This is a genomic window from Actinocrinis puniceicyclus, from assembly GCF_018283645.1.
Lineage (GTDB): Bacteria > Actinomycetota > Actinomycetes > Streptomycetales > Catenulisporaceae > Actinocrinis > Actinocrinis puniceicyclus.
Genome location: NZ_JAGSXH010000023.1, coordinates 1 through 22972, shown reverse-complemented (window position 1 = coordinate 22972; position 22972 = coordinate 1). Strand labels below are relative to the sequence as shown.

The window sequence follows — 22972 nt, the reverse complement described above, 5'->3', positions numbered from 1 at the left end:
AACCGGCCCGGCCCGGTGCCCACAGGCGTCCCGCTGCTCGGCGTGGACGCCTCCCACCGGCCAACCCTTCGCCTCGCTGTCGACCGGTCAAGCGCGACGAGCGCTCATTGCGGAGTATATGAGTGTCTAGCGTAGAGCTGAGACGCCGTCATAGAGTCGTTTTCGTGGATCCGATCAGGAATCCCTATGCGCCGGGCGCCGGGCAGCGTCCACCCGAACTGGCCGGGCGGGATCGCGAGCTGGACCAGTTCGACGTGGTGCTCGAGCGCATCGCCAAGGGTCGTCCGGAGCGCTCGCTCGTGCTCACCGGTCTGCGCGGGGTCGGCAAGACCGTGCTGCTCAACGCGCTGCGGTCGCAGGCGATCGGGCGGTTGTGGGGGACCGGCAAGATCGAGGCGCGACCGGAGCAGACGCTGCGGCGCCCCGTGGCGGCGGCCTTGCACATGGCCGTGCGTGAACTGGCCGCGCGGCATCGCGACCCGGAGCGGGTCGACTACGTGCTGTCGGTCATCAAGGCTTTCGCCCTGCGCGACGGCGATGTCGGCCGGACCGGGCAGTCGAAGGCCGCGGCCAAGCCTGCGCACCGCTGGCAGCCTGGCATCGACGTGCCCGCGGCGCGTGGCCGCGCCGACTCCGGCGACATCGAGATCGACCTGACCGAACTGTTCACCGACGCGGCCTCGATCGGCACCGACCTCGGCGTCGGAATCGCGCTGTTCGTCGACGAGATGCAGGACGTGCCCGCCCCGGACCTGTCAGCGCTCTGCGCCGCCTGCCACGAGCTCTCGCAGACGGGGGCGCCGCTCATCATCGTCGGCGCGGGGCTGCCCCAACTGCCGGTGCTGCTGTCGAGTTCGAAGTCATACTCGGAGCGGCTTTTCCGCTATCACCGGATCGACCGGCTCGAACGCCAGGCCGCCGATCAGGCGCTGACCGCGCCGGCGCAGCGGGAGGGCGTGAGTTTCGCCGTAGACGCCCTCGACTCGCTCTACGACGCGGCCGACGGCTACCCCTATTTCATCCAGGCGTACGGCAAGGTCGCCTGGGACGCGGCCCTGACATCACCGATCACGGCGGAGGACGTCAAGGTCGCCGCGCCCGAGGCGGAGGCTGAACTGGCGGTCGGGTTCTTCGGTTCCCGCTACGAGCGGGCCACCCCGGCGGAGCGTGAGTACATGCGCGCGATGGCCGCTCTCGGCGACGGTCCGGTCCCGACGGCCGACGTCGCCATGTCTCTCGGCCGCCGCCCTTCTTCGCTCTCTCCGGCTCGTGACAGTTTGATCAAGAAGGGTCTGGTCTACGCGGCCGAGCGCGGTTCGGTGGCGTTCACCGTCCCGCACTTCGGCCACTTCCTGCGCTCGCAGCCGGTCTGATCGTCCTAACGCTCGCCGCTAAGGCTCTCTAGCCGAGTCTTCGCTTTGCTCTATATTCGCCTAGACGAAGGTAGCCGCGCGCGGGCGGCCGCTAGCCTGCTCCTCCGGGACTGCTTATCCCTGCCTCATCGCGTAACAAGAGCAGCAACTGATCGGTGCGATACGCCGCGTCCGGCAGTCCGCGCGCCATGAACCAGTCGGCGATGTTGTGCACGTCGCGTGCGAGCAGTTCGCCGCCGCGCGGATTCTTGACGAGGTCCACGACCTGCGGCAGGTCGATCAGCACGAGGCAACCCTCGTGGACCAGCAGGTTGTACGCCGACAGGTCGCCGTGCGTGAAGCCCGCGTGTGCCACGCAGGTCAGCGCGTCGATGAGCTGTTCCCACAGGTCGACAAGCTGCTCAATGTCCGGCCGCACCTGTGCGAGGCGCGGCGCGGCGCCGCCGTCCGTGTCTCCGATGAACTCCAGTACCAAGTCGGTCCCCAGCCGGGAGACGGGATATGGGACCGGCGCCCCGGCCTGCCACAGCTCGCACAGGGCGGTGAATTCGGCGGCTGCCCACTGCTCCGCGATGAGCTTGCGTCCGAATGTCGTCCGGTTCGCCATCGCCCGATCTATCCGGGATTCCCGCGTCCGGCGGCCTTCGAGGTAACCGGCGTCGCGGTGGAAGAGGCGGTGTTCAGCGCTGCGGTACCGCTTCTCGGCGAGCAACAGACGTCGTGGTTGTGGTTGTGGTTGTGGTTGTGGCTGCGGAGTCGGTCGCTGCTCATCCGCGCCACCGACCTCGCTCGGGTAAGCGGTCGCCGTCGCGCCTTCTGGCAGCCACCGCTCGATCAGGTGTACTTCGGCTTCCTTGCCGGTCTTCACGACGCCGAGTTGGGTGTCGACGGCTGCTTGCGCGGTGATCAGCCACGACGGGTGCGGTTGCGGGCCGACTTCGCCTTGGCCCCAGGTGGACCAGCGGTCGGCGCCCTCCGGCAGCGCGAGTTCGTCCTCGGAGTCCCGCTGTGCGGTCGCCAGCCGCGCCCGTTCCAGGTCGGTGAGCCGTCCCCGCCGTGTCCGCAGTTGCGAAGGAGTCTCGTTCTCGTCATCCAAGCGCCGTGCTCTGCGGGGCCGGGACCGGCGACCACCGCGCCCCTTGTAGTCGTCGGCCAGCGCGGCGTCGTCATCGCTGTAACCGGAGGTGTCGGTTTCGTCATCAAATGAGTGCTTGCGCACCGGAATATCTCCCAAAGAAGCGAGTGGATTCCGCTTCGCCGGAAGGGGGTGGGCCGCGCCGTGCGCGTGCCGGAAGTGCTGCTTGGTTCAGAACCGAGGCGAAGCGGTGAGGAGTGGCTGGGCCGAGCCCATGACAACGACGTTGGCCATCGGGCACCTCCTGCGCTCGTCGGCTTGCACTTTCGGCAGAGTCTGCCGCGCTACCGTGCGCCCCGCAAATGCTTTTCCGAGTTCGGGCCCGGGCGCGTCGCGCTCGGTCGCCGTGCGCGCTGCGACGAGTTGGCCCCGCCCGGCCCTGCGGCCGCCGGTCCGCCTCAGCAGCGCAACCCGGCGATGTCCGGCACCAGCCCGTCTGCCGCAGTCGGCTGGCAGCAGCTCCGGTTCGCCGCAGCGTCCGGTTCCCTGCTCCGGACTAACGGTTTGCTGACCCACCCCCCGGACCATGTACACTCGACGGGTCGGCAAGTGGCGGGAAGGTTCCGTCGTTGGCGCCCAGCGCTCGTAGCTCAACGGATAGAGCATTTGACTACGGATCAAAAGGTTGGGGGTTCGAATCCCTCCGAGCGCGCAGTCTGACCAGGAAAGAAGGCCCCGCCGAAAATAGCGGGGCCTTTCTGGTCTCAGTTGGGGTTAGGTGTGTCCTCAGAGTCGCACGGAATGAGCGGGTTTAGGTGGATGTTGGTCGTCTGATCGGCGTGTCGGCTACCGCGTGACCGCATGACTGTCGCAGAATACATAGATGCTTGATCACCCCGACGTACTCCAACCCCAGACTGGCTGGCGGGCCGACTTGGCGTGGCAACTGCATTGCCCGCGGTGCGGAAGCGACGTTGTCGATCGCTTCAGAGGGGATGGCGGAGATCACGACGCGATCGTGATGGAGCCGGACAGGGATGAGTACGTGAGTCCCGTCGGTACGCGCGGCGGGTTTGTGCGGATCGACCTGTCATGCTCCGCAGGCCACCGGTTCAATTTGGTCATCGGTAACCACAAGGGCGCAGAGATTATCGGAATCGTACCCGGGGCTGACGATCCACTGGAGGGCTACGAGCAGCTGGACGACGCTGATGAGCTGTGGGGCGACATCGACTGAGCCTGCGGTGGCTGTGAGCTGGCATCGCGAGCGGACGTTCGGTCTCAGTCTGGGTCTCAGTTCAGCCCGACTCACGGTCTCAGCTGGCGTCGCGTGCGCCGCGCTTGAGCAGGTGGCGCGCGTACTGCAAAGTTAGTGCACGGATTTTCGAGCTCTACGGATCTAAGGGGGTTCGAATCCCTCCGGGTGCGCCCTTCGATCACAGTGTTACCGCAGGTGGGAAGTCTAAGAACTTCTCAAGCTGATGATATAGCAAGACCCTGTGACACCAGTGAAGTCACAAAACGTCACAACTGCTTTTTGGATCTTCTTTCGGGCTGAACGCGAGCGTCTCAGTGTCACGCGCATCTATAAGGTCTTCCGCCCGCGCACATGGTCGCGGTGCGTGAACGATGCGTCCGCGTGCCCGAACCAAGCCGCGATCAGTCTGTAGGCGCGATTGAGTTCGCGAATGTCAATGAAGTGGAGTATGCACGCGTTGGTGAACTTGCCGAGGCTTGGCGCGCCCCTCGGACGGGCACCCGGGCACCCGGCCACCATGGATTCCCGCGAACGCCCGTGATGAGCAGCCCGGCGGGTGACGTTGACGCCGCGCGCCAGGTCTACGGGCACTGTTACGTGCTAGAGGACTGCCGATAGGTCGTACCGGGCGTGAATGCCGCAGTGGTCCGACAGCGCCGGGTCATAGGGCAGGCGCGCGTAGGCACGAGGGGTCTCGCGCAGCCGGTGGCACACGTACTGCCGATCGCAGCGCAACGGCGCTTCATGCTCGAACCCGGCCGTGGGCTCGCGAGGCACGTCCGGGAACAGCGCCGCAGCCACATCCAAGAACTGCGCAGCGTTCAGCACACTCGCCGCGCTCTCCCCGCCCGGTCGCATGTGCCGCATCCGCTTGTACGCGGGCATCCAGCTTCGATCCGGCATCGGATCCAACAGCGCGTCATCGTTGAAGTCCCCGCCGCCGATCACCAGCCGCCCGTCCGCCAGATCACTGGTGGCGTACGCCTCATCTACCCGGATACGCGGCACGAACGGCGAGAAGTGAGCCCCGAACAACCACAGTCGTTCATCGAGCCCCTCCATAGCGACGGACACGCGCGCCTGAGCGTGCCAGAACGGGTGTGCAGTCTCGTGGTGCTCGTACGGATCGTGCAGCCGCTCGCCGTTGATCCACACCACGACGTGACAGCCGTGGCGCGGCGCGAGCACCCACAACGGCGTCATGCCGAGCCGCGATTGCGCCAGGTCGAGCCTGAATGTCGGGCCGCGCGGCTACTACTTCTCGTCCATCGACATCGAGGCGGGCCCCTGTGCGGTAACCAAGCGATGCTCGAGCGCGTCGACGTCGTCCGCGACATCACCGGCGGGATAGGCCGAGCACGTCGGCCCTCCCTTCGCGCACGCCCGTTCCAGGTCCTTCTCGATCACATTGAGTGTGCCCGTGGGGATGCCACTGCCCGAGTACAGCGGCATCGTGGTGTCGCCAGACTGGGTCCGGCCCGGGCGCGGGCTACTTCGACGGCGAGGCGTCGCCGCACCCGGCGTCGCCGGTACCCGTCAGGTCATGTAGTAGGCATTGATGTCGATATACTGATGCGTCAGGTCGCAGGTCCACACGGTGCTGCTCTCGTGGCCCATGGCGACGTCGGCGGCGATCGCGATCGAGTCGGACTTCATGTAGGCGGCCAATGCGTCCAGGTCGAGTTCGTCGTTCTGATCGCCGTCGACGACCACCTGGTGCGGGCCCAGCCACACGGACAGCCGGTCCTGGTCGACCGGCCGGTGCGTCTTGCCGATCGCCATCGCGATGCGCCCCCAGTTCGCGTGCCCGCCCGCGACCGCGGTCTTCACCAGCGGGGACTCGGCGATCGCCTTGGACATCGCAAAGGCGTCGCCCTCGGTGCGCGCGCCCCGCACGGTGACCTCGATCAGCTTCGAGATGCCCTCGCCGTCCTTCACCACCTGCATCGCCAGGTCGAACGCCACCTCGGCCAGCGCCTCACGCAGCTGGCCCAGGGCCGCGTCCCGGTCGCCTCCCGCAGCCAGATCGGTGTGCGCGGTCGCGAAGGCGAGCATCGTGTCGCTGGTCGACTCGTCGCCGTCCACGGTGATGCGCCGGAAGCTGCGGGCGTTCGCGTAAGTGAGCAGACGCTGCAATTCGTCCGGCTCGACCGCCGCGTCGGTGAACAGGAAGCACAGCATGGTGGCCATGTCCGGCGCGATCATCCCGGCGCCTTTGGCGATCCCGGAGACGGAGACCTGCCGGTCGCCCACGGTGAAGGCGCGCGTGCTGCCCTTCGAAAACGTATCGGTGGTGCGGATGGCTTCTACCGCCTGCTCCCAGTCCACCTCGCCGAGGTCCCCGGCCAGGTCCGGCAGGCGGCCGAGCAACTGCTCGTCGGTGACCCGCTGGCCGATGATGCCGGTCGCCGCCATCAGCACCTCGTCCGGCGGGCAGCCGAGCGAGTCGCCGACGGTCTGGCACATACGCTCGACGAGGACCTTTCCGTGCCGGCCGGTCAGCGCGTTGGCGTTGCCCGAATGCACGACGAGAGCGCGTGCGCGCCCGCCGCGGACGCTGCGCTTCGAACTCTGCACCGCGGCCGACGTGACCGTGGACTGAGTGAAGACGCCTGCCACCGCGGTACCGGGACGCAGCGCGACCAGCAACAGGTCGCGCTGGTCGCCGGACTTGAAAGCACAGGACGCGGTCGCCGCGCTGACTCCGGGCACTCGGGCCAGCCGCGGGAACGCGGCCGGCGCGAACCGTGAGATCTCCACCATGGACTGCTTTCCGTCTTCGAGTTCTGGGTTGTTCCACGACGCCGCGCGGGCGCGCGGGGGCCACGGGACTTACCCTGAGAGGTTTTCAGAAACCCGCTTCGTAAGCGAACACGCCGCCTCGCAGGTCGACACCGAAACCAGGCGGCCGCCCGGCCCGGCGCAGTGTCCGCTGTCACACCGGCTCGCGTGGATCGTCAGTTCACGTCGAGTTCCGTGTAAGCCCCGGCCGCGTAGTGGCCGGGGATGTTGCACAGCAGTTCGTAGCGTCCGGTGGCCAGGGTGAGGGTGACCCAGCCGGTGGCGCCAGGGGCGATCCCGTCGCCTGCGCCCTCGGCGCAGGAGCGCGAGGATTCGCCAAGGCTGCTGGATTCGTCCACGCGTCCGTCCGCTCCGACGGCGCGTTCTCCGGCGCCCCGGCCGGCGGCAAGAGGGAGGACCAGTATCTCGTGGGCGCGCATCCCGACGTTGGCGACCCACAGCGAGACCGCGCCCGCGGGCACGGCCTGCGGGTTGTCGATGACGGCCATGCGGCCAGCGTCGCCGAACCGCGCCCCGCCCATCATCGTCCCGTCCGTCATCATCGAGCCCATGTCGGTCACCGTGACGCGGACGACACTCCCGGTCAGCGCGGGCGGCCGGCACCCGGCCGCCGCGGACGTGCGGTCGAAACCGCCGGTCGCGGCGGCCGCCAGCGCCGTCGAACCGAGGCCGAGCACGACCGCGGCCGCGGCGCCGATCCAGAAGGTCCGGCGCCGCGACGATCCCGTCGTGCCGTGCGTTCTCACGTACGGACCGTGCCGCGCAACGTGGCCAAGCGCGCGTGGTACTCCTCTTCGTCGATCTCACCTCGGGCGAAGCGCTCGGCAAGGATCGCCTCAGGCGAGGCGGGCGGCGCAGGCGGCGCGGAGTGCGCAGTGATCCCGGCGCCGGGTGCGGCGTGGTTCTGCTGCCGCGGACCGTGCGCCAGGTAACGGAAGAGGGCCACGCCCGCGGCGATCAGCACACCCCAGAAGACGATCATGCCGATCGTGGCCAGGCCCCAGGCCCAGCCGCTCATACCGTGGTCGCCGTACCAGTACATCATGGTCAATCACTTCTCTCGGCGCCGGATCCGGCGTGCGGCCATGCCGTCTCGGGCATCCTGCTGCGCCTGTGACCGTCGGTGCGTGCGCCCGGCGGTTCGGCCGCGCATGCTGTGGAACCTGTGCTCATTTACACGATCGTCGCGGACAGCCCATGGCGATAGGGACGAGTGGCCCGCCGACCCGGGGCCGATCTGCCCCCGGTGCTCCCGGCCGGTGTTCAACCGGGCTTTCGGGTTCGAATCAGCCGGCGCGCAGATGAGCGCGGCAGTGCGCGGCAGGCCGCCGGCATGCGACAGGAAAGCAGGACCGGTCCGCGTGGGAGAAGCGAAATCGGTGGTATCCGTCGAGTCAGGCCTCGCCGTGACGTTTGTCGGCGTACCGTCGAGGAGTGGCATCGAGGGTGGATGCGTGCGCGTACCGGCGGCGCGGTCGAGATCGGGATATGCGCCGCGACCTTTGGGAATAACCGCGGGTGTGATAACCCGCTCCAGGCGGGCGGGCCGTGGCGCTGGGGGTGGTCACGACGTATAAGGAAGCGATGACGCAGGCTCTGATCACGAAGGACGGGCGGCGGCTGACCGTCGAACAGTGGGGGGATCCGCGCGGCCATCCGGTGTTCCTGCTGCACGGAACGCCCGGCAGCAGGGTCGGCCCGCGCCCGCGCGGCGCGGTGCTCTACCGCCGCGGAATCAGGCTGCTGGCGTACGACCGGCCCGGATACGGCGGCTCCGACCGGCATGCCGGCCGGGCAGTCGCCGACGCCGCGGCGGACGTCGAGGCGGTCGCGGACGCCCTGGGCGTGGAGCGCTTCGCGGTGGTCGGGCGCTCCGGCGGCGGGCCGCACGCGCTGGCGTGCGCCGCCCTGCTGCCGCACCGGGTCACCCGCGCCGCCGTGCTCGTCGGGATCGCGCCGCGCAACGCGGCCGGCCTGGAGTGGCACGCGGGCATGACCCCGGCGAACCGGCACGCCTACGCCATCGCGGACACGGGAGCCGACCGGCTGGCCGAATGGTACGAGGTCAAGGCCGCCGCGGCCCGGGCGAACCCGGCCTCGATGCTCGACTTCCTCGACCCGCAACTGCCCGAGGCCGACCGGCGGGTGGTCTCCGACTTCGGCATCAAGAGCATGCTGGCGTCGAATTTCGCGGAGGCGTTCCGCGAGTCGGCGGCCGGGTGGACCGACGACACGCTCGCCTTCATCGCGCCGTGGGGCTTCGACCTGAGCCAGATCGAGGCCCCGGTGCTGCTGTGGCACGGCACCCAGGACGTCTTCGCGCCGATCGGCCACAGCCGCTGGCTGGCCGAACGGATCCGGCACGTCGCGTTCATCGCCTCGCACGGCGCGGCGCACTTCGGCGCGGTGGCCGTACTGCCGCGTGTGCTCAGTTGGCTGGCGGTGGGCGCGCTCCAGCCGGGCGAGTCGGAGCGCGGCCGGTGGACCGGCCTGTGATCGCGCGGGCACCGGGTCCGGGTTCCGTGGCACCTGCGGTGCCGCCGGTCAGATCGGCTGCGGTTCCAGGTCCCGGCTGACCCGTTTGCCGCCGCGGACGGCCTTGGTGTTCGGGTGCTCGGCGCCCAGTTTCTCGGCCAGGGCCGCCACCGCGCGCTCCCGCAGCGCGTCCGCCTCCCTGGAGCGGCCGAGCTGGCGCAGCGTCACCGCGAGGTTCGCCTGCGCGATCAGCACGTCCGGGTGGGTTTCGCCGAGGCGCGCCGACAGCCCCTCGCTCGCGCCGGTCTCCAGCGCGAGCGCGTCGGTGAACCGCGCCAGTTCGGCCAGGGCGTTCGCCAGGTTCAGCGCGGCGCACAGCGTATACGGATGCTGCTCGCCGACCGTGCGCAGCAGTCCGTCGTGGGCCTGGCGCGCGTGCACCACCGCGCTGTCAAACCGCCTGGTGCCGCGCTCGTACATCGAAAGGTTCGTCAGACACATCAGCGTGTACGGGTGCTCCTCGCCGTACGTGGACCGGTACGCCTCGTGCACCCTGCGGGTCTCGTCCACGGCGTCGCGCTTTTCTTCGTGCACTGACAGGTCCGCGGCGTGGTTGAGAAGGCACGCGAAAGCGTCCGGCGTCTCGGCCTCGGATTCGCTGACGTACAGCGCGTACGTCTCCTCGGTCAGTGCCCGTGCCCGCGTGACCTGCCCGGCGCGCCGCAGCGAGACGGCGAGCGACTTGGCGGTGCGCAGCGTCTCCGGCAGGGTCCGGCCGAGCCGCTGGAAGGAGCTCAGGGCCGCCTCCAGTTGCGTCACCGAGCGCTCGAACTGCCCGGCCTCGCGCAGGTCACGGGCCAGGTGCCCGGCGGAGATCAGCGTGTGAGGGTGCGTGGGACCGAGGATCTCGCTGCGCTTGGCGTGGGTCTCCTCGTCGATCCGCAGCGCGGTGAAGCAGTCCCCGACCAGGCGGTAGGAGATCGCGAGATTGTTCGCGGCCATCAGCGTGCCCGGGTCGTCCTCGCCGAGCACCTCGCGGAAGCTGTTGTACGTCTCCCGGTCCATGGCGAGCGCATCGCCGTACCGGCTCAGGCCCCGAAGGTCGGCGGCGAGGCTGCGCGCCGTCATCAGGGTACGCGGACTGTCCGGGCCGAGGACCGCGGTCAGCTCCGCCAGCGCGGCCTGGTCGATCTCGCGCGCCTCGACGTACTCGCCCCGGGAGCGCTGGATGTTCGCGATCTCGTAGCGCAGGCTCAGCAACTGGCGTCGCAACGCGGTCTCCAGCTCGGGATCCGAGGCGGGTAGAGCGTGCGTGTCCACGGCGGCCTGCCAGGTCGCCTCCAGCGGCTTCGCGGTCGCCAGCGCCGACTCCAGGCTGCCGATGCGATACAGGTACCTGACTCGTTCGACGAGCAGTTGGCGCACCGGCTCCTCGACGCATTCGAGGGCGCGGGACGGTTCCAGGTGCGGCCAGATCACCGCGTACCTGGACCAGTTCTCCGGGTTGTCGGTGTCCGGCTCGTCCGGCCAGGTCGCCGCGAGGATCCGGTGTACCGTGTGCTGCGTGTCCTCCCGCACCTGCGGCGGCATCTGCTCCCGGATCACCGCCTGGACCAGCCGGTGGATCTGGATGGTGTTGCTGCGCCGGTCGACCTTCGCCAGCGCGAGCCGGCCGATCTCCTGGATCACCTGGCCGACGACCAGCTGCTCGCGCAGCGAGGGATCGTGCGCGCGCAGCGCGTCCACCATCTCCCGGCTGCGGATCAGCGTGAGCGAGATCGACGGCGCCATGAACGCGCACAGTTGCAGCATGCGCACCGCCGCGGGCGAACGCTGCTGCAACCGGTCCAGGGAGATGTTCCAGGTGGCCTCCACGGGCAGCGCGTAATCCGCGGGCCTGGTCACCGAGAGGGCCACGGACGCCTGGGCGTCGAGCAGGTCGAGATAGTCGTCGACCGGTGTCCCGGTCACCTTCAGCCACGCGGCCGCGACCTCGACGGCCAGCGGCAGGTCCCCGAGCGCCTGCGCGACCCGGTCCGCGTCGCTCTCGCTGAGCCCGGTGACGCGGCGGGTGAGCAATTCCACGCTCTCGGCGCGGTCGAACACGTTGACCTCAAGCGGCTTGGCGATCGCCGCCCAACCCTGATTGCGCGAGGTGACCAGCGTGTGGCCGCTCGCGCCGCGTGGCAGGAACTGGATCAGCTGCTCGGGCTCGTCCGCGTTGTCGAACACGAGCAGCCACCGGAACTCGGCCCCACGCCGGCGCAGTTCCTGCACCGCGTCCTCGGCGGCCGCGGCGCTGCTGTCGCCGACCGGGATACCCAGGCGGCGGGCCAGCTGCGAGAGCGATTCGACGACTGTCTCGTCCTGCTCCGCGTTGACCCACCACACCAGGTCGTAGTCGGCTCGGAAGCGGTACGCGTACTCGAGCGCCAGCTGTGTCTTCCCGACACCGCCGAGGCCGTGCAGCGCGACCGGGAGCAGGACCGAGGAACTGCCCGAGACCAGTTGCTCGCGCAGCTTGTCGAGGGCGGCGTTGCGACCGGTGAAATTGGCGTTGCGTTGCGGCACGTTGAACACACCCGGGGTGTTGCCGGGGAAGCGCGGGCTCGTCCGGTCCGGCGGCGCGGGGCCCGCGCCGGCGGTGAGGCCCGCCGAGCGAAGCAACGCGTCCACGGCCTGCGACTGCCCCAGGCCACCGAGGTCGAAGATCCGGCCCGCCGCGAAGGCTTCGCCGATGCGCGCGTTGTCGACGTTCAGCATCACGGCCCGCTCGGCGCCGCCGACGCGGTTGAGATCGATCAGGTCGGCGTTCAGCGCGCGGTAAGTCTCAGAACGCATATAAGCGGCCGACGCGACGATCAGAATCCTGTCACAGGTGAGCGCCGTGGCGCGCTCCTGCGGGCCCCCGTTTGGATCGAAGCGCTCCACCTGGGCGCCGGCGTTCGTCAGCACGGCCTCGATCCACTCGGCCCAGAACCGGTTCTCCGGCACGAAACTGAGCAGCAGGCGGGCCGACTCCGGGACGTGTTTGCGCGTGAAGGCGCCCAGGACGCGCAGCCGTTCGGCCTCGGGCACCGGGTTGTACGCGGTGACCGCGCCGTCGGTGAGATACCCGGTGAGCCGTTCGAAGGCGGAAAGCATCGAGTTGGCCACGCCGGGCGCGTCGCCGAAGGTGGCCAGGATCTCCTCGTACGCGTAGAAGGGCCGGTACGGGATCTCCACCGAGCCCCAGTACTCCGCCGACCGCTGCGGTGAGAGCCCGGAGGGCAGCGAGGCGAACCGGGAGCGGGCCAGCCGGCGCCCGGTGTCGGCCTTCTCCTTCTCGCCCTCGTCGATGCGGCTGGGTACGGGCAGGATTCTGATGTTGTGGTTCGCGTAGTCGGTGGTGATCTCCTTGACCACGCTCGCCGCGCCGTCGATGCCCTGGTTGCTCAGCGTGAAGCAGGTGACCAGCACGTCCGGCAGGTGCACCGTGCAGATCGCCGCCGCGTCGCTCAGCCCGGTGCGGCTGTCGATGAGGGCGTAGTCGTACTCGGCGCGAATGTCCTCGCGCAGCGCGTCGAAGAACTGTCCGCCGCCGAGCCGGTCGTAGAAGTTGTCCCAGTCCAGCGAGGCGACCGCGGCGGAGTAGTTGCGGTCCTGGCGCCCCGCGCACAGCAGGTCCAGCGAGCCCCCGGACGGGAAGGCCCAGTCCATCGGCACCACGTGCGGGCCGACCCGCGCCAGTTCGCGCAGCCGCTGCTCGTCCATCGGCCGGTCGCTGGCCCGGGTCACCGCCCACTGGTAGTCCTTGATCAGGTCGATCACGCCCGAGTTGCCGGAGACGGTCTCGGCGTCGAGGAAGGGCTCGAAGAAGCGGTGCAGGCCCGGGGACTCGAGGTCCCAGTCGACCATCAGGACCCTCAGTCCGGCGGAGGCCAGGATCCAGGCGGTGTTCGCCAGCGCCATCGTCCGCCCCGTCCCGCCCTTGAACGAGTAGAACGTGACGATCCTGCCGCGCGTCTCGTCGGTCATTCGCCATCCCCTTCCGTCGCTTCGTGCGCGTCCGCGTCCGCCGGCCCGGCCGCGGGCGGCGCGCCGCTGAGCCGGGGCAGCGGCGGCGCTTCGTTGCCGGGCGGGTATGTCGCGGTGCTGCGGAAGTAGCCGCGCTCGGCCGCGGCGATCACCCCGGGCAGCCGGGCGCCGAAGGCCGCGACCGTGGGCAGGCCGGCGACCGCCTCGGGAGTGTGCAGCCGGCATTGCGCGCGGGTGCGGTCCAGTGCCCGCTGCAGGCCGCGTTCGAGGAAGTCGACCAGGTCGCCGTCGCCCGATCGCTCCTTGTCCCAGGGGACCACCAGACGCACCCACGGCTTGTCGTGGCTGATCCGGTCGAACTCACTGAGCTGCCGCCGCAGTTCCGGGTCCTGCGCGGCCCACGGGTCCACGATCAGCACCGTGGGCGCGCTCGGTTCGGCGCCGTCGCGCAGATCGTGGCAGGAGCCGAGGAATTCGACGATGGGGTGGAATCCGTCCGCCTCGCCGAGCAGGGTGGCGGTCTCGGCGATCGGCGTGTGGTTCGCGGGCCAGTAGGGACGCCACTGTTCCGGGCTGTTGCCGTACATTTCCGGGTTCGCCCCGGAGGGCAGTTTCCCGCGCACCGGCGCGACGACGACGAAGCGCAGCGGGCGCGGATCGTCCGGGTTCCAACCGCCCTCGAAGGCGTTCTCGTGCGGGTCGAGGTGCACCATTCCGCCGTCCATCGGCGGCAGCGGGTCGGTGTCCGCGACCCAGGCGATGTGCTGGGCGAACGCTTCCAGCGCGGTGCGGTACGCGAACCGGATCTCTTCGCGGTTGCTTCGCATCACCAGTTCCCGCATGCCGCGGCGCCGGTAGAGTTCGCCGGCGTCGGGCAGCGCGTAATGGATGCGTTTTGCGACGGGCGGCATGCTGCCGCTGTCCACGGGCCGCCACATCACGGGGACTATCGCGGCCTTGTCCGCCCTGGTGCTGGCGCGGTGGGTCTGCTCGCGGCGGTGGAACGCGGCCCACTCCTGGCCGCAGATCGGGCGCCCGAAATAGTCCGGGGAGTACAGCGCGACGAAGACCGAGCAGGTCGCCAGCACGTGGCCCAGTTCGCGCTGCCAGTACTGGCCGGTGCGGATCTGCCAGTCCGCGAAGCCGACCGGCGCCGAGCGCGGCAGCCCGGCGAGCGCGGCGACCTCCTCGGAAAGGTCGCGGTAGAAGTCCCGCACCGGCTTGTCCGGCGGGTCGTCGCGGCGGCCGGGACGGCGTGGATGCGCGTAGCTGAGGAAGAAACGGGCAGGCCTGTCGGCAGGCCCGGCCGAGCCGACCGACATGCGGTCTCCCTCCCACGTACCGCTTAGCCTCCCCGGCAAACACTGTAAGAAGTCTGTGATGGCAGCGAAAGGGTTTCTCCGAATTTGGCCGTGGCGAATCGATCTGCGCACGCCACGGCCGCCTTCGAGGAGGCCGGGGTTCGAAGAGGCTGGGGAAGGCCGCCCGGTAACTCGCGCCCGGACGGGAAATTCACGGTGCGCGCGGACAGGGGTACCTCACCGGACGCCTGTGCGGCACGGCTGTCCGCGCGAACTGTCAGCCGGCGTTCGCCTGCCGACGGGCCTGCCAGGCACCGCGGTCGGCCTGCACAGCCTGCTGCGCGGCGGCCGCCGCGCCGTGCCCGACCGGTTCGTCGAGCCAAGGCGCGAGCGCGTCGCCCATGACGCGGGCGAAACGCTCGCCGAGCGCGGTGAGCGAACCGGAGCGCAGCAGTTCCTCGACCGCCTCGGCCGTGTGCAGCCGCCATCGGGCGAACTGGATTTCGGCGGCTTCCCGCTGCGCGGCGGCGCTCTCGCGGCTGCGTACCCGCCAATAGTCTGTCACCGCGAGATGTGCATAAGTACCCTGAAGCAGCCCTTCGAGCGGCCGCGGATCGTCCCGCCACGGCGCGTAGTACCTGCGCTCATCGTTGGTGTCGTAAAGGTCATACATATCCAGCAGCGCATTGAGTTTGATGTGCTGGAATTCGTGGATCAGCAGCAGGGCGAGCGTCGGACCGTCGCCGGGCATCGCCAGCCCCACGGCCCCGTACGCGTGGCGGGCCGTGGCGCTCAGGTCGCGACCGGCGGGCGGGGGGGCCAATGGCATCAGGGTACTCAAACCGGCGCGGAGCCCCGGCGGGTAGGCCGGCATCGACTCCTCCAGGAACGCGGCCGCCTCGCCTAGGCACTGTTCCCAGTGCCGGGCCTCGTCGTCGGAAAGGCGCCCGGCGGCGGGCCACTGGTGGCAGTCGCGATAAGGGTCGGTGTCCTGCACGGCGAGAGACCAGGAGCCTGCCCGCAGGCTGCGGGTGGGCAGCCAGCGGGCGTCGGCGCGCACCGCGGCCTCGGCGAGGCAGATCTCGTAGTCGGTCAGGTCGGCCGTGATCGTCGCGGTGCCGTCCTTGCGGGTCTCGATCGCCGCGGGACGGGCCGGACCGCCGAGCGCGAGCGCGCCGATCGTGGGCAGGTGCACGATGCCGTCGACGACGTGCAGCGGGAGGCGGACCGCCTCGCCGGACAGCAGCGCGGTAGCGGCGGCCAGCTCCGAGAGCCGGGTGAGCTCGTCGTCGGCGGGCGCCTCGTGTTCGCGTTGCAGGACTCGTACCGCCCACACGCGCGTATACGGATCGGCGAGCACCGCGCCGAGTTGCGCGGGATTGGACTGGTCGAGCCGGACCAGTTCCTGCCAGGCCGCCGCGAACGGCGATCGCGGCGGCACCTGCTCGCCGACGGACTTCACCAGTTCTCTGGTGATCGAGCGCTGCGGTGCGCCGAGCCGGCCCACCTCGTCCTCGCCCCCGAGACCGGAGGCCAGCAGGTCGAAATCGCGCAGCGAACCGACGTGGGGCGCGATCGCCGCTTCGGCGTGGCGCCGGGTTTCATCCCGTTCAATATGTTCGATCATTGCCTTGATATCTTCGCAGTAGACTGAGGGGTTGGCGAAGCCGCTGCCGGCTCGGTGCCGGTGCGCGTACAGCCCGCCGCCGCAGATCTCGACGACGGGGCAGGCGCGGCAGGTGGCGCACAGGGACTCGGCGCCGCCCTGCCGGGCGGTGATGCCCGCGTGCGCCGCGGCCTGGTCGAAGCTGTGCTCGAAGACGTTGAAGCCGGTCGCGCCGGCGCCGTCGTAGGCGGTCTTGAGCGAGTCCGCCTGTTCCAGGCTGCCGTCCGTCTCGATCACGACCAGGGCGGCGGGGGCCAGGCCCAGCGATTCGGTCTGGCTCGGCCGGCCGCGCAGGATGCCGGATATGGAGTCGAAGGTGCGGATCGCGAAGGGCCGGCCGTCCTTCGCCCAGCGGTCGTAGACCGCGGTCAGCCACGCCGCGTACTCGGGTGGCCCGTGCTCGTCCCGGCGCACGCCGCGCAGCGGCGGATGGTCCCAAGTCGCATGCGGCAGGAGCAGATCAGCGCGCGGCGGCTGTTCGGCGGCGAGCGCCTCGTACACCCTGCCGGGATCGTTCCTGATGTCGATCGTGCACAGGATGCCGGCATAGAGATGCCGGTAGCGCGGTTCCCGCAACAGCGAGAGCGCGCTCAGGACCCGCGAATGGCTGCTGCGGCCGCTCGCGTAGCGCCGGTGCAGGTCGTTGGCGGAGCGGTCACCGTCGAGCGAGACCCCGACGCTGACGGCGAACTCGGCGAACAGGTCGAGAAAATCGCGGTCGAGTCGCACCGCGTTGGTATGGATCCTGAAATCAAGCTTCGTGTAAGGAGTGATCCGCTCCCGGAAGAGGGACAGTAGCGCGCGAGTGCGCTCGGCACCGTAGAGCAGCGGCTCGCCCCCGTGCAGAACGACCGTGATCCGCCCGAGAGTGTGCCGCACGGTGTGTTCGACGATGCGGTCGGCGATGCGCGCGGCCGCCTCCTCGCTCAGGGCGAGAGGGCGGCCGCGCCAGGACTGGTCGGCGTGCTCGTAGACGTAGCAGTGGTCGCAGGCCAGGTCGCACCTGCTGTGCAGCTTCAGGACGTAGTGCCGGAACGGCAGCACCGCGGGACCGGCGACCATGCCGAGCCGCCCGCCGGGATCAGATCGAGGACTGGAAGGCGGCGGCCGTGACTCCCGAGCCGGTTTTCCGCAGAACCCGCTCGCGGATGGCGGCGGTGGCCGACAGCCTCTCCTCGGACCGTTCGCCGAGCGGGAGGTTGTGGACGTCCGGAACCTGGGTCTGCGGACCGGACTGAGTCAGGGTGGAGGGCACGGTCATCCTTCAGCTTGTCAATGGTTGACGGCCGTCCAACGCCCGGATGAACACGAAGACACGCGGGTTAGGCTACGCGGGTGAGTAAGCGCTACCTGGCGCCAGACGGAAGGGCGGGCTTCGAGCGCACCGGGGCGACCGCGCGTCGCGACGCCGGACGGGATTGAATCGGGCCTCGCTGCGCGGACACGGCCGAAGCCGGTCGCGGGCATCACCGCCGAGCGCTTCCCACCCCTGTGCTTTTGCACACGTGAATTCAATCACAACGCAGTGCCCTGTAGTACCGGTTGCGGCCAACGGAACATCACGAATCCGCCGCACTTGCGGGACCGCGCAGCGGGCGAATCGGCGCGGTCCGGAACTCGCCGCTCGCGCCACGGGCGCTGGTGTCCCGCGCCGGAAATCCGTCGCATGACTCTGCTCGACCTGGCTGCGCGCGTCCGGTCATCCGCGCCCGGCTGGCAAGGCGCCGGAACACCCTCGCGGTGCTCAATCAACGCAGTGGGTCGTCTGTGGGCGTTTCGGCAACGCGGCCAGGCGGGATGCGGGGGCCGATTTTCACGGCGGATTTCCGGCGCGGGACACTATGGGAACCGGGCCGAGTGGTCGCGCCGCCGTGCCTCTCAAGGCTTTTTCAGGGTGTTGAGTGCGTTAAGAGGGTGGTTTCAGCGGGCAGACTGCGGGGTTGTGGGTATCACCTTGGCGAAGTCGGCGCCGGCCGCGGCCGCGGGCCCGGCCCGCGCGACGGGCCGCACCGTGCGCGTCGGCGTCACCGGGCACATGGATCTCGGTCCGGAAACGGTGCGGCTGGTGGCCGAGGCGCTGCGCGGCCACCTCAGGGGGCTCGGGGCCGATGCCGCCGGCCTGGTCGGAGTCAGCTGCCTGGCGCCCGGCGCGGACCGGATCTTCGCGCGGGTGCTGCTCGACCTCGGCGGCCGGCTCGAAGTGATCCTGCCGTCCGCCGGATACCGCGACCAGACCGACGAGGACTGCGCGCCGAGTTCGTTCGCGGCGCTGTTGCGGCAGGCGGACTCGGTGCGCGCGATCGAGGGTCCGACCGCGACCCCGCACACCTACGTGGCGGCGAACGACGCGATGCTCGCCTCGGTCGACTCGCTCGTCGCGGTGTGGGACGGGCACCGCTCAGCCAAGCCGGGAGGGACGGCGCACGTCGTCGAGATCGCGCGGTCGCGCCGGATGCACGTCGCGGTGATCTGGCCGCCCGGAGCGCGGCGGGAGCACCGCGGTCACGGATCCGGGTAGTCGCCCGGGCCGATCCGCACGATCGCCAGGCCGGCGTCTGCGAGCATGCGGGGCAGGTCCCGCACGGCTCGCCGGTCCCGCTCGCGCTGCCGGTCCGCCAGCAGGTCCCAGGGCACCAGGTCGGGATGCCGCTTCGCCGCGTCGTCGCGCTGAGCGCCCCACACCCAGCCGTGGCTGAGCCGCTCGGCGGCCCACCGCTCGTGTTCCAGTTCGGCGAGCCGTTCCAGTTCGCCGTCGCGCCAGCGGAAGCAGGGTCTTCCGCTGCGCCGCGGGGTGAGCAGGCAGCCGATCGCGGCCAGCTTGCGGCCGATGTCCGCGGCCTGGTCCCGGTTCGCGGTCCGGTACTCCTCCGCGAGACGTTCCCAGGGCACGAGGGCCGGGGTGCTGCCGGGGATCGCGCCGCCGTCGAGCAGTTCGGTGAGATAGCGCTGATGGCAGGCGCGGGCCAAGCCCTCGGCGAGATCGTCATCGACGAGCGCGGGGTCGCAGCCCTCGCCGGTGACGTCCACCAGGCGCAGTTGGCCGCCGAGCGCGTCGAAGAGCACGCCGCCGCCGCGGTCGCCGCGGAAGCCGGCGGCCATCGCGGTCATCCGATCGAGCCGGACGACGACCTCGGCGAAGGCCGCATGTAGCTGGGCGGCGGTGTCCAGGGCGGCCTTCAGCGCTTCGCCCTCGTCGTCCTGGCACAGGTAGAGCCTGCGCAGCGGACGCAGCGACGGGTCGCCCCAGCGCGCGGCGAGTACGTGTTCGAACGGTTCCGTGCGTGGCTCGATGCGGCATGCCCGGGGCAGGAAGGCGTAGCGGCCGCACAGCGCGGCGGCTGTCTCGACGGCCTCGTCGCCGATGAGGATCACCCGCGCGGGTTCGCGTTGTGCTCCGCCTCTGGCGACCCACTGCCACGCGAACTCGACCAGCACGCTGCGCGCGAAGGCCCCGGTGCCGACGATCGCGATCTGCGGGGTGATGCCGTCGAAGGCCGCGCGGTCGGCGCGAACCGTCGCCTGCGCCGCCAGTTCGTCCGGGTTGAAGAAGCCGAGGTGCCGGGTGCGGGACTCGGCCAGGCTCCAGCGCCGCGCCCGCAGCGCCGAGCACAGTTCCAGGTCGGGAATCAGCACATGGATGCGCTTCGGCCGCCCCCGGCCCGCGCGCAGGGCCTCGGCGGCCCCGGCGACCTGCGCGTTGTCCTCGCCGCGGTCGAGGCAGGCGTAGAGCATCTCCGCGCGATGGGCACCTGCCGCGAGCAGGGCGTGCGTCGTGCGCGGGTCCGCGCACAGTGTCTCGCGGCCCGGGCGTTCCAGGGTCTCGGGAACGATGGTGACCACGCGGGTTCCCTCCGCCCGCAGGCGTGCGGCCAGGACCTCGGCGGCCCTCGTCGCGCCGCAGACCACGGCGTGGCCCTTGGCCCGCCGGATGCGTGAGCGCCGCAGCCGGGCCGCGGACACGGAGATGCCGATCTCGGTGAGGGTGTAGGCGGCCACGCAGGGAGCGCTGAAGCGGGCGAAGTTCAGCGGTCCCGGCGGTGGACCGCCCACCGACAGCGGATAGGACTGGAGCAGGAACAGTTCGGCGTCGAAGTAGACCAGGTTGCTGGTTCCGTCGTCGCCGGAGGGCAGCTGTTTCGCCGCCTCAAGGGAGCGCACGTAGGGACCAAGGCCGAGGTAACCGAGTATCAGGCTACTGAGCCCCAGACCGACGAAGAACAGCCTGACGGTGGTGATCGCGCGCGCCGAAAGCGGCTCGCGGCGTGTCTGTGCCACCGCGCCTCCCCCCGCGTCTGGCCCCCGCCGGACGGCAGCGCCGACCGGCCACATCTCAGGCTTCTTACCCTGGGCGGGCGGGCTTGGAACGGCGCGGCGCCCGGCGACGGCGGGCGATCGGAACTCGGTGGGCGGGCGGCTGCCGTGCGGCCGATCACGCCTGCAGGCGGACCTCGCCGTCCTGCACGGTGATCCTGCGAGCGGGCAGCGCGGTGGGGGCCGGGCCCTGCAGGACTGAACCGTCGCTGATGCTGAACGCGGCGTCGTGACAAGGGCAGGTGATCATGCCGGAGGTCACCGCGTCGCACTGGCAGCCGGCGTGGGTGCACACGGAGCTGAACGCCTTGTACGTGCCGGCTTTCGGCTGCGTGACCACGACGTTGTGGTCGGCGAAGACCATGCCGCCGCCGACGGGGATCTGACCGGCCTTGGCGAGGTACGTACCGGCGGGCCGGGCCGGTGCGGCGCTGTGTGCCTGCGCGGGCTTGCTCGCGGCCATCGTGTCGCCGCTGCCGCTCATCGGCTTGGCGGCCGCGCCGGACGCGGCCGGGCTTCCGGGCATGGTCTCGGTGGTGTTCGCGCCGGAGTGGCCGCCGTCCGCGACGTTCTCGTTCGGGGACAGGATGTGGCCGCAGGCGCTCAGGCCGGCTCCGGCGACGGCGGCGGTGCCGGCGGCCGCGGCGCCGCGCAGGAGGCCGCGGCGATCGAACCCGGAGCGCGGGCACGCGTGAGCGCTCGTGCGGCAGTCCGCGGCCGGTCGCCGCGCGGCGGTGGTCGGCAGGTCGGTGGGGTCAGGCGTGCTGGTCATGATGCGCTCCACGGATCAGGTGTTCCATATTCGGTGTCGTACTGAGTGATGCGCGGCATGTGCCGTGTCGTGCCTTCGCGACCGGGCCCTGGCCGGACCGGCCGTCCGTCGCAGGATCCGCACGGATCACGGCCGTGTTCGGTTCTGTACTTTCCGTGACTATCGCGCCGTGCGCCGCAGCCGCCCTGGTCGCGGGGTATACGCCGGCCGCGCTGAACCGTTTGCGTCCATGCGCCGTGCAGGCCTGCCAAGGAGGTCGCCGCCGGGGCCTCGCTCGTCGCATCCGATTCAGGCAGTGGAGCTGACTATGGCGCAGTGGGTGGATCGTGCCGTTTCCGTACCACCGGCGCCGCATCTGTCCGCGCGCGGGCCGGGGCGGCCGGCCGAGTCGTTGCGCAGCATGGCGTCCGCGGCGCCCATGGCGTATCGCGCCCGTCCGCTGCACCGATCGCGCGTCTCAACCCGCACCTTGCCGCCGCGCGAATACATCGCGGCCGCGCTGGCGGGCGCGGTGGGCGTCGGCGCGGTAGCGGTGCTGGCGTTCTGGTGGATGGACACGCCGGGCACGTCGCTGGCAGACCTCGGCGGGCAGGCCACCGCGGCCGGGCAGGCGGCGGGCATGCTCGGCGCGTATCTCGTGCTGATCCAGGTGCTGCTGATGGCGCGGATCCCGTGGCTGGAGCGCGCGATCGGGTCGGACTGGCTGACCGGCGCCCATCGGGCGTCGGGCGAGTCGCTGGTGCTGCTTCTGTTCGCACACGCGGCGCTCATCACGCTCGGGTATGCGGGTTCGTTGCGGAAGACTCCGACGGAGTTCTTCAGGATCCTCGACATGCCCTACGTGTTCGACGCCGCCCTCGGCCTCGGGCTGCTGCTCGGCATCGGTTTCATCTCGGCGCGGGCGATACGCCGTCGTGTGCGTTACGAGACGTGGCATTACACGCATTTGCTGGTGTATCTCGCGATCGTGCTGTTCTTCACGCACGAGTTCACGGCCGGCAGCACCTTCGAAACCAACTACAGCGCGCGACTTTTCGCGGTCGGTCTGTACGCGGCGGTCGCGTTGACGGTGCTGGCGTTCCGCGTGGTCAAGCCGGTGGTGTTCTCGTTGCGGCACCGCCTGCGGGTGGCCGATGTCCAGCGCGAGTCGAACGACGTGGTGTCGATCTACCTGACCGGCCGCAATCTGCGCCGCCTCCAGGCCGAGCCGGGGCAGTACTTCCGCTGGCGCTTCCTGACCCCCGGCTGCTGGTGGCAGGCCCATCCCTTCTCGCTGTCCGCCGCTCCGAACCGGGAATGGCTGCGGATCACCGTCGGCGCGCTGGGAGATCACACCCGTGCGCTGCAGAAACTGCAACCGGGCGTGCGGGTCTTCGCCGAGGGGCCGTACGGGGCGATGACCGCGGCGCTGCGTACCCGCCGCAAGGTGGTGCTCATCGCGGGCGGCATCGGCATCACCCCGCTGCGCGCCCTGATCGATCCGCTGGCCGCGGCCGGTGAGGACCTGGTGCTGCTGTATCGGGCCTCGCGGCGCGGCGACATCGTCTTCCACCGGGAACTCGAATGGCTCGCCGCCGGCGGCCGGCTGACGGTGCATTACCTGCTCGGTCCCCGCGACGCCCGGCCGGCTCCGCTCGGCGCCGCGCGGCTGACCGCACTCGTGCCCGATATCCAGTCCCGCGACGTCTTCGTGTGCGGGTCACCCGGCATGATCCAGGCCGCCGCGCAGGCGCTGCGGGAGGCCCGGGTACCGCGCCGCCACATCCATCAGGAGCGCTTCACCCTCTAGTGTCCCGCTTCTAAATTTCGTTTACTAAGTTGGTCTCGTGCGTCTTCGCCCGTGACGCGCCGTAGGTACCGGGCCAGGGATTCGAGGATCTCCTCGGCGGATTTCTTCCACACGAAGGGCTTCGGGTCCTGGT

The 22972-nt window shown here is 70.3% G+C and carries 17 protein-coding genes and 1 tRNA gene; 6 read left to right on the top strand and 12 right to left on the bottom strand.

The features are described from left to right. The first annotated feature begins 164 nt into the window (after positions 1-164). Positions 165-1373, top strand: coding sequence for an ATP-binding protein (locus KGA66_RS09355; protein ID WP_211466771.1), 1209 nt, complete (start codon positions 165-167; stop codon positions 1371-1373). A gap of 91 nt (positions 1374-1464) precedes the next feature. On the opposite strand, the gene KGA66_RS09350 is transcribed toward KGA66_RS09355, so the two are convergent. Further along, complete coding sequence (locus KGA66_RS09350) at positions 1465-2529, bottom strand: serine protein kinase RIO (RefSeq protein WP_438822027.1); 1065 nt, start codon at positions 2527-2529, stop codon at positions 1465-1467. Between the two features lie 558 nt (positions 2530-3087). Between KGA66_RS09350 and KGA66_RS09345 the strand changes: the two genes are divergently transcribed. Further along, a tRNA-Arg gene (locus KGA66_RS09345) sits at positions 3088-3160 on the top strand. A 171-nt stretch (positions 3161-3331) separates the two neighbouring features. Next, on the top strand, positions 3332-3685 hold the full coding sequence (locus tag KGA66_RS09340; protein ID WP_211466769.1) for a hypothetical protein: 354 nt from the start codon (positions 3332-3334) through the stop codon (positions 3683-3685). Positions 3686-4306: 621 nt separating this feature from the next. Here KGA66_RS09340 and KGA66_RS09335 read toward each other — a convergent pair. The 5 genes from KGA66_RS09335 to KGA66_RS09315 form a co-directional block, all read right to left on the bottom strand. After that, positions 4307-4894, bottom strand: a complete 588-nt coding sequence (locus tag KGA66_RS09335; RefSeq protein WP_211466767.1) for a hypothetical protein — start codon at positions 4892-4894, stop codon at positions 4307-4309. Between the two features lie 66 nt (positions 4895-4960). Continuing rightward, complete coding sequence (locus KGA66_RS09330) at positions 4961-5158, bottom strand: hypothetical protein (protein WP_211466765.1); 198 nt, start codon at positions 5156-5158, stop codon at positions 4961-4963. A gap of 84 nt (positions 5159-5242) precedes the next feature. Beyond that, on the bottom strand, positions 5243-6469 hold the full coding sequence (gene argJ / locus KGA66_RS09325) for a bifunctional glutamate N-acetyltransferase/amino-acid acetyltransferase ArgJ (RefSeq protein ID WP_211466763.1): 1227 nt from the start codon (positions 6467-6469) through the stop codon (positions 5243-5245). A gap of 194 nt (positions 6470-6663) precedes the next feature. Next, entirely contained in the window at positions 6664-7254 is a 591-nt protein-coding gene (locus KGA66_RS09320) for a hypothetical protein (RefSeq protein WP_211466761.1), read from the bottom strand. Next, the gene (locus KGA66_RS09315; protein WP_211466759.1) at positions 7251-7553 is read right to left on the bottom strand and encodes an SHOCT domain-containing protein; all 303 of its coding nucleotides are present in this window, start codon (positions 7551-7553) and stop codon (positions 7251-7253) included. The genes KGA66_RS09320 and KGA66_RS09315 overlap by 4 nt, the downstream gene beginning before the upstream one ends. A gap of 539 nt (positions 7554-8092) precedes the next feature. Here KGA66_RS09315 and KGA66_RS09310 point away from each other — a divergent pair. Beyond that, entirely contained in the window at positions 8093-9004 is a 912-nt protein-coding gene (locus tag KGA66_RS09310; RefSeq protein WP_211466757.1) for an alpha/beta fold hydrolase, read from the top strand. 48 nt (positions 9005-9052) lie between these two features. Here KGA66_RS09310 and fxsT read toward each other — a convergent pair whose 3' ends face one another. The 4 genes from fxsT to KGA66_RS09290 all read right to left on the bottom strand — a co-directional run bounded on the left by fxsT (position 9053) and on the right by KGA66_RS09290 (position 17228). Further along, positions 9053-13000, bottom strand: coding sequence for an FxSxx-COOH system tetratricopeptide repeat protein (gene fxsT, locus KGA66_RS09305; RefSeq protein ID WP_211466755.1), 3948 nt, complete (start codon positions 12998-13000; stop codon positions 9053-9055). Further along, positions 12997-14322 carry a TIR-like protein FxsC gene (locus KGA66_RS09300; RefSeq protein ID WP_211466753.1) on the bottom strand — a complete coding sequence of 442 codons (1326 nt, stop codon included), beginning with the start codon at positions 14320-14322 and terminating at the stop codon, positions 12997-12999. Before KGA66_RS09300 ends, fxsT begins: the two co-directional genes overlap by 4 nt. A 256-nt stretch (positions 14323-14578) precedes the next feature. Continuing rightward, positions 14579-17029, bottom strand: coding sequence for an FxsB family cyclophane-forming radical SAM/SPASM peptide maturase (locus KGA66_RS09295; RefSeq protein ID WP_211466751.1), 2451 nt, complete (start codon positions 17027-17029; stop codon positions 14579-14581). A 19-nt stretch (positions 17030-17048) separates the two neighbouring features. Continuing rightward, on the bottom strand, positions 17049-17228 hold the full coding sequence (locus KGA66_RS09290; protein ID WP_211466749.1) for a hypothetical protein: 180 nt from the start codon (positions 17226-17228) through the stop codon (positions 17049-17051). Between the two features lie 681 nt (positions 17229-17909). On the opposite strand from KGA66_RS09290, the gene KGA66_RS09285 reads away from it, so the two are divergent. After that, positions 17910-18485 carry a hypothetical protein gene (locus tag KGA66_RS09285; protein WP_211466747.1) on the top strand — a complete coding sequence of 192 codons (576 nt, stop codon included), beginning with the start codon at positions 17910-17912 and terminating at the stop codon, positions 18483-18485. On the opposite strand, the gene KGA66_RS09280 is transcribed toward KGA66_RS09285, so the two are convergent. Further along, positions 18470-20242, bottom strand: a complete 1773-nt coding sequence (locus KGA66_RS09280) for a RyR domain-containing protein (protein ID WP_211466745.1) — start codon at positions 20240-20242, stop codon at positions 18470-18472. The genes KGA66_RS09285 and KGA66_RS09280 overlap by 16 nt on opposite strands. A gap of 154 nt (positions 20243-20396) precedes the next feature. Beyond that, positions 20397-21050 carry a Rieske (2Fe-2S) protein gene (locus KGA66_RS09275; RefSeq protein WP_211466743.1) on the bottom strand — a complete coding sequence of 218 codons (654 nt, stop codon included), beginning with the start codon at positions 21048-21050 and terminating at the stop codon, positions 20397-20399. 469 nt (positions 21051-21519) lie between these two features. On the opposite strand from KGA66_RS09275, the gene KGA66_RS09270 reads away from it, so the two are divergent. Then, a complete protein-coding gene (locus KGA66_RS09270) occupies positions 21520-22839 on the top strand; it encodes a ferredoxin reductase family protein (protein ID WP_211466741.1) in 1320 nt (439 codons plus the stop codon). Positions 22840-22972: the final 133 nt, after the last annotated feature.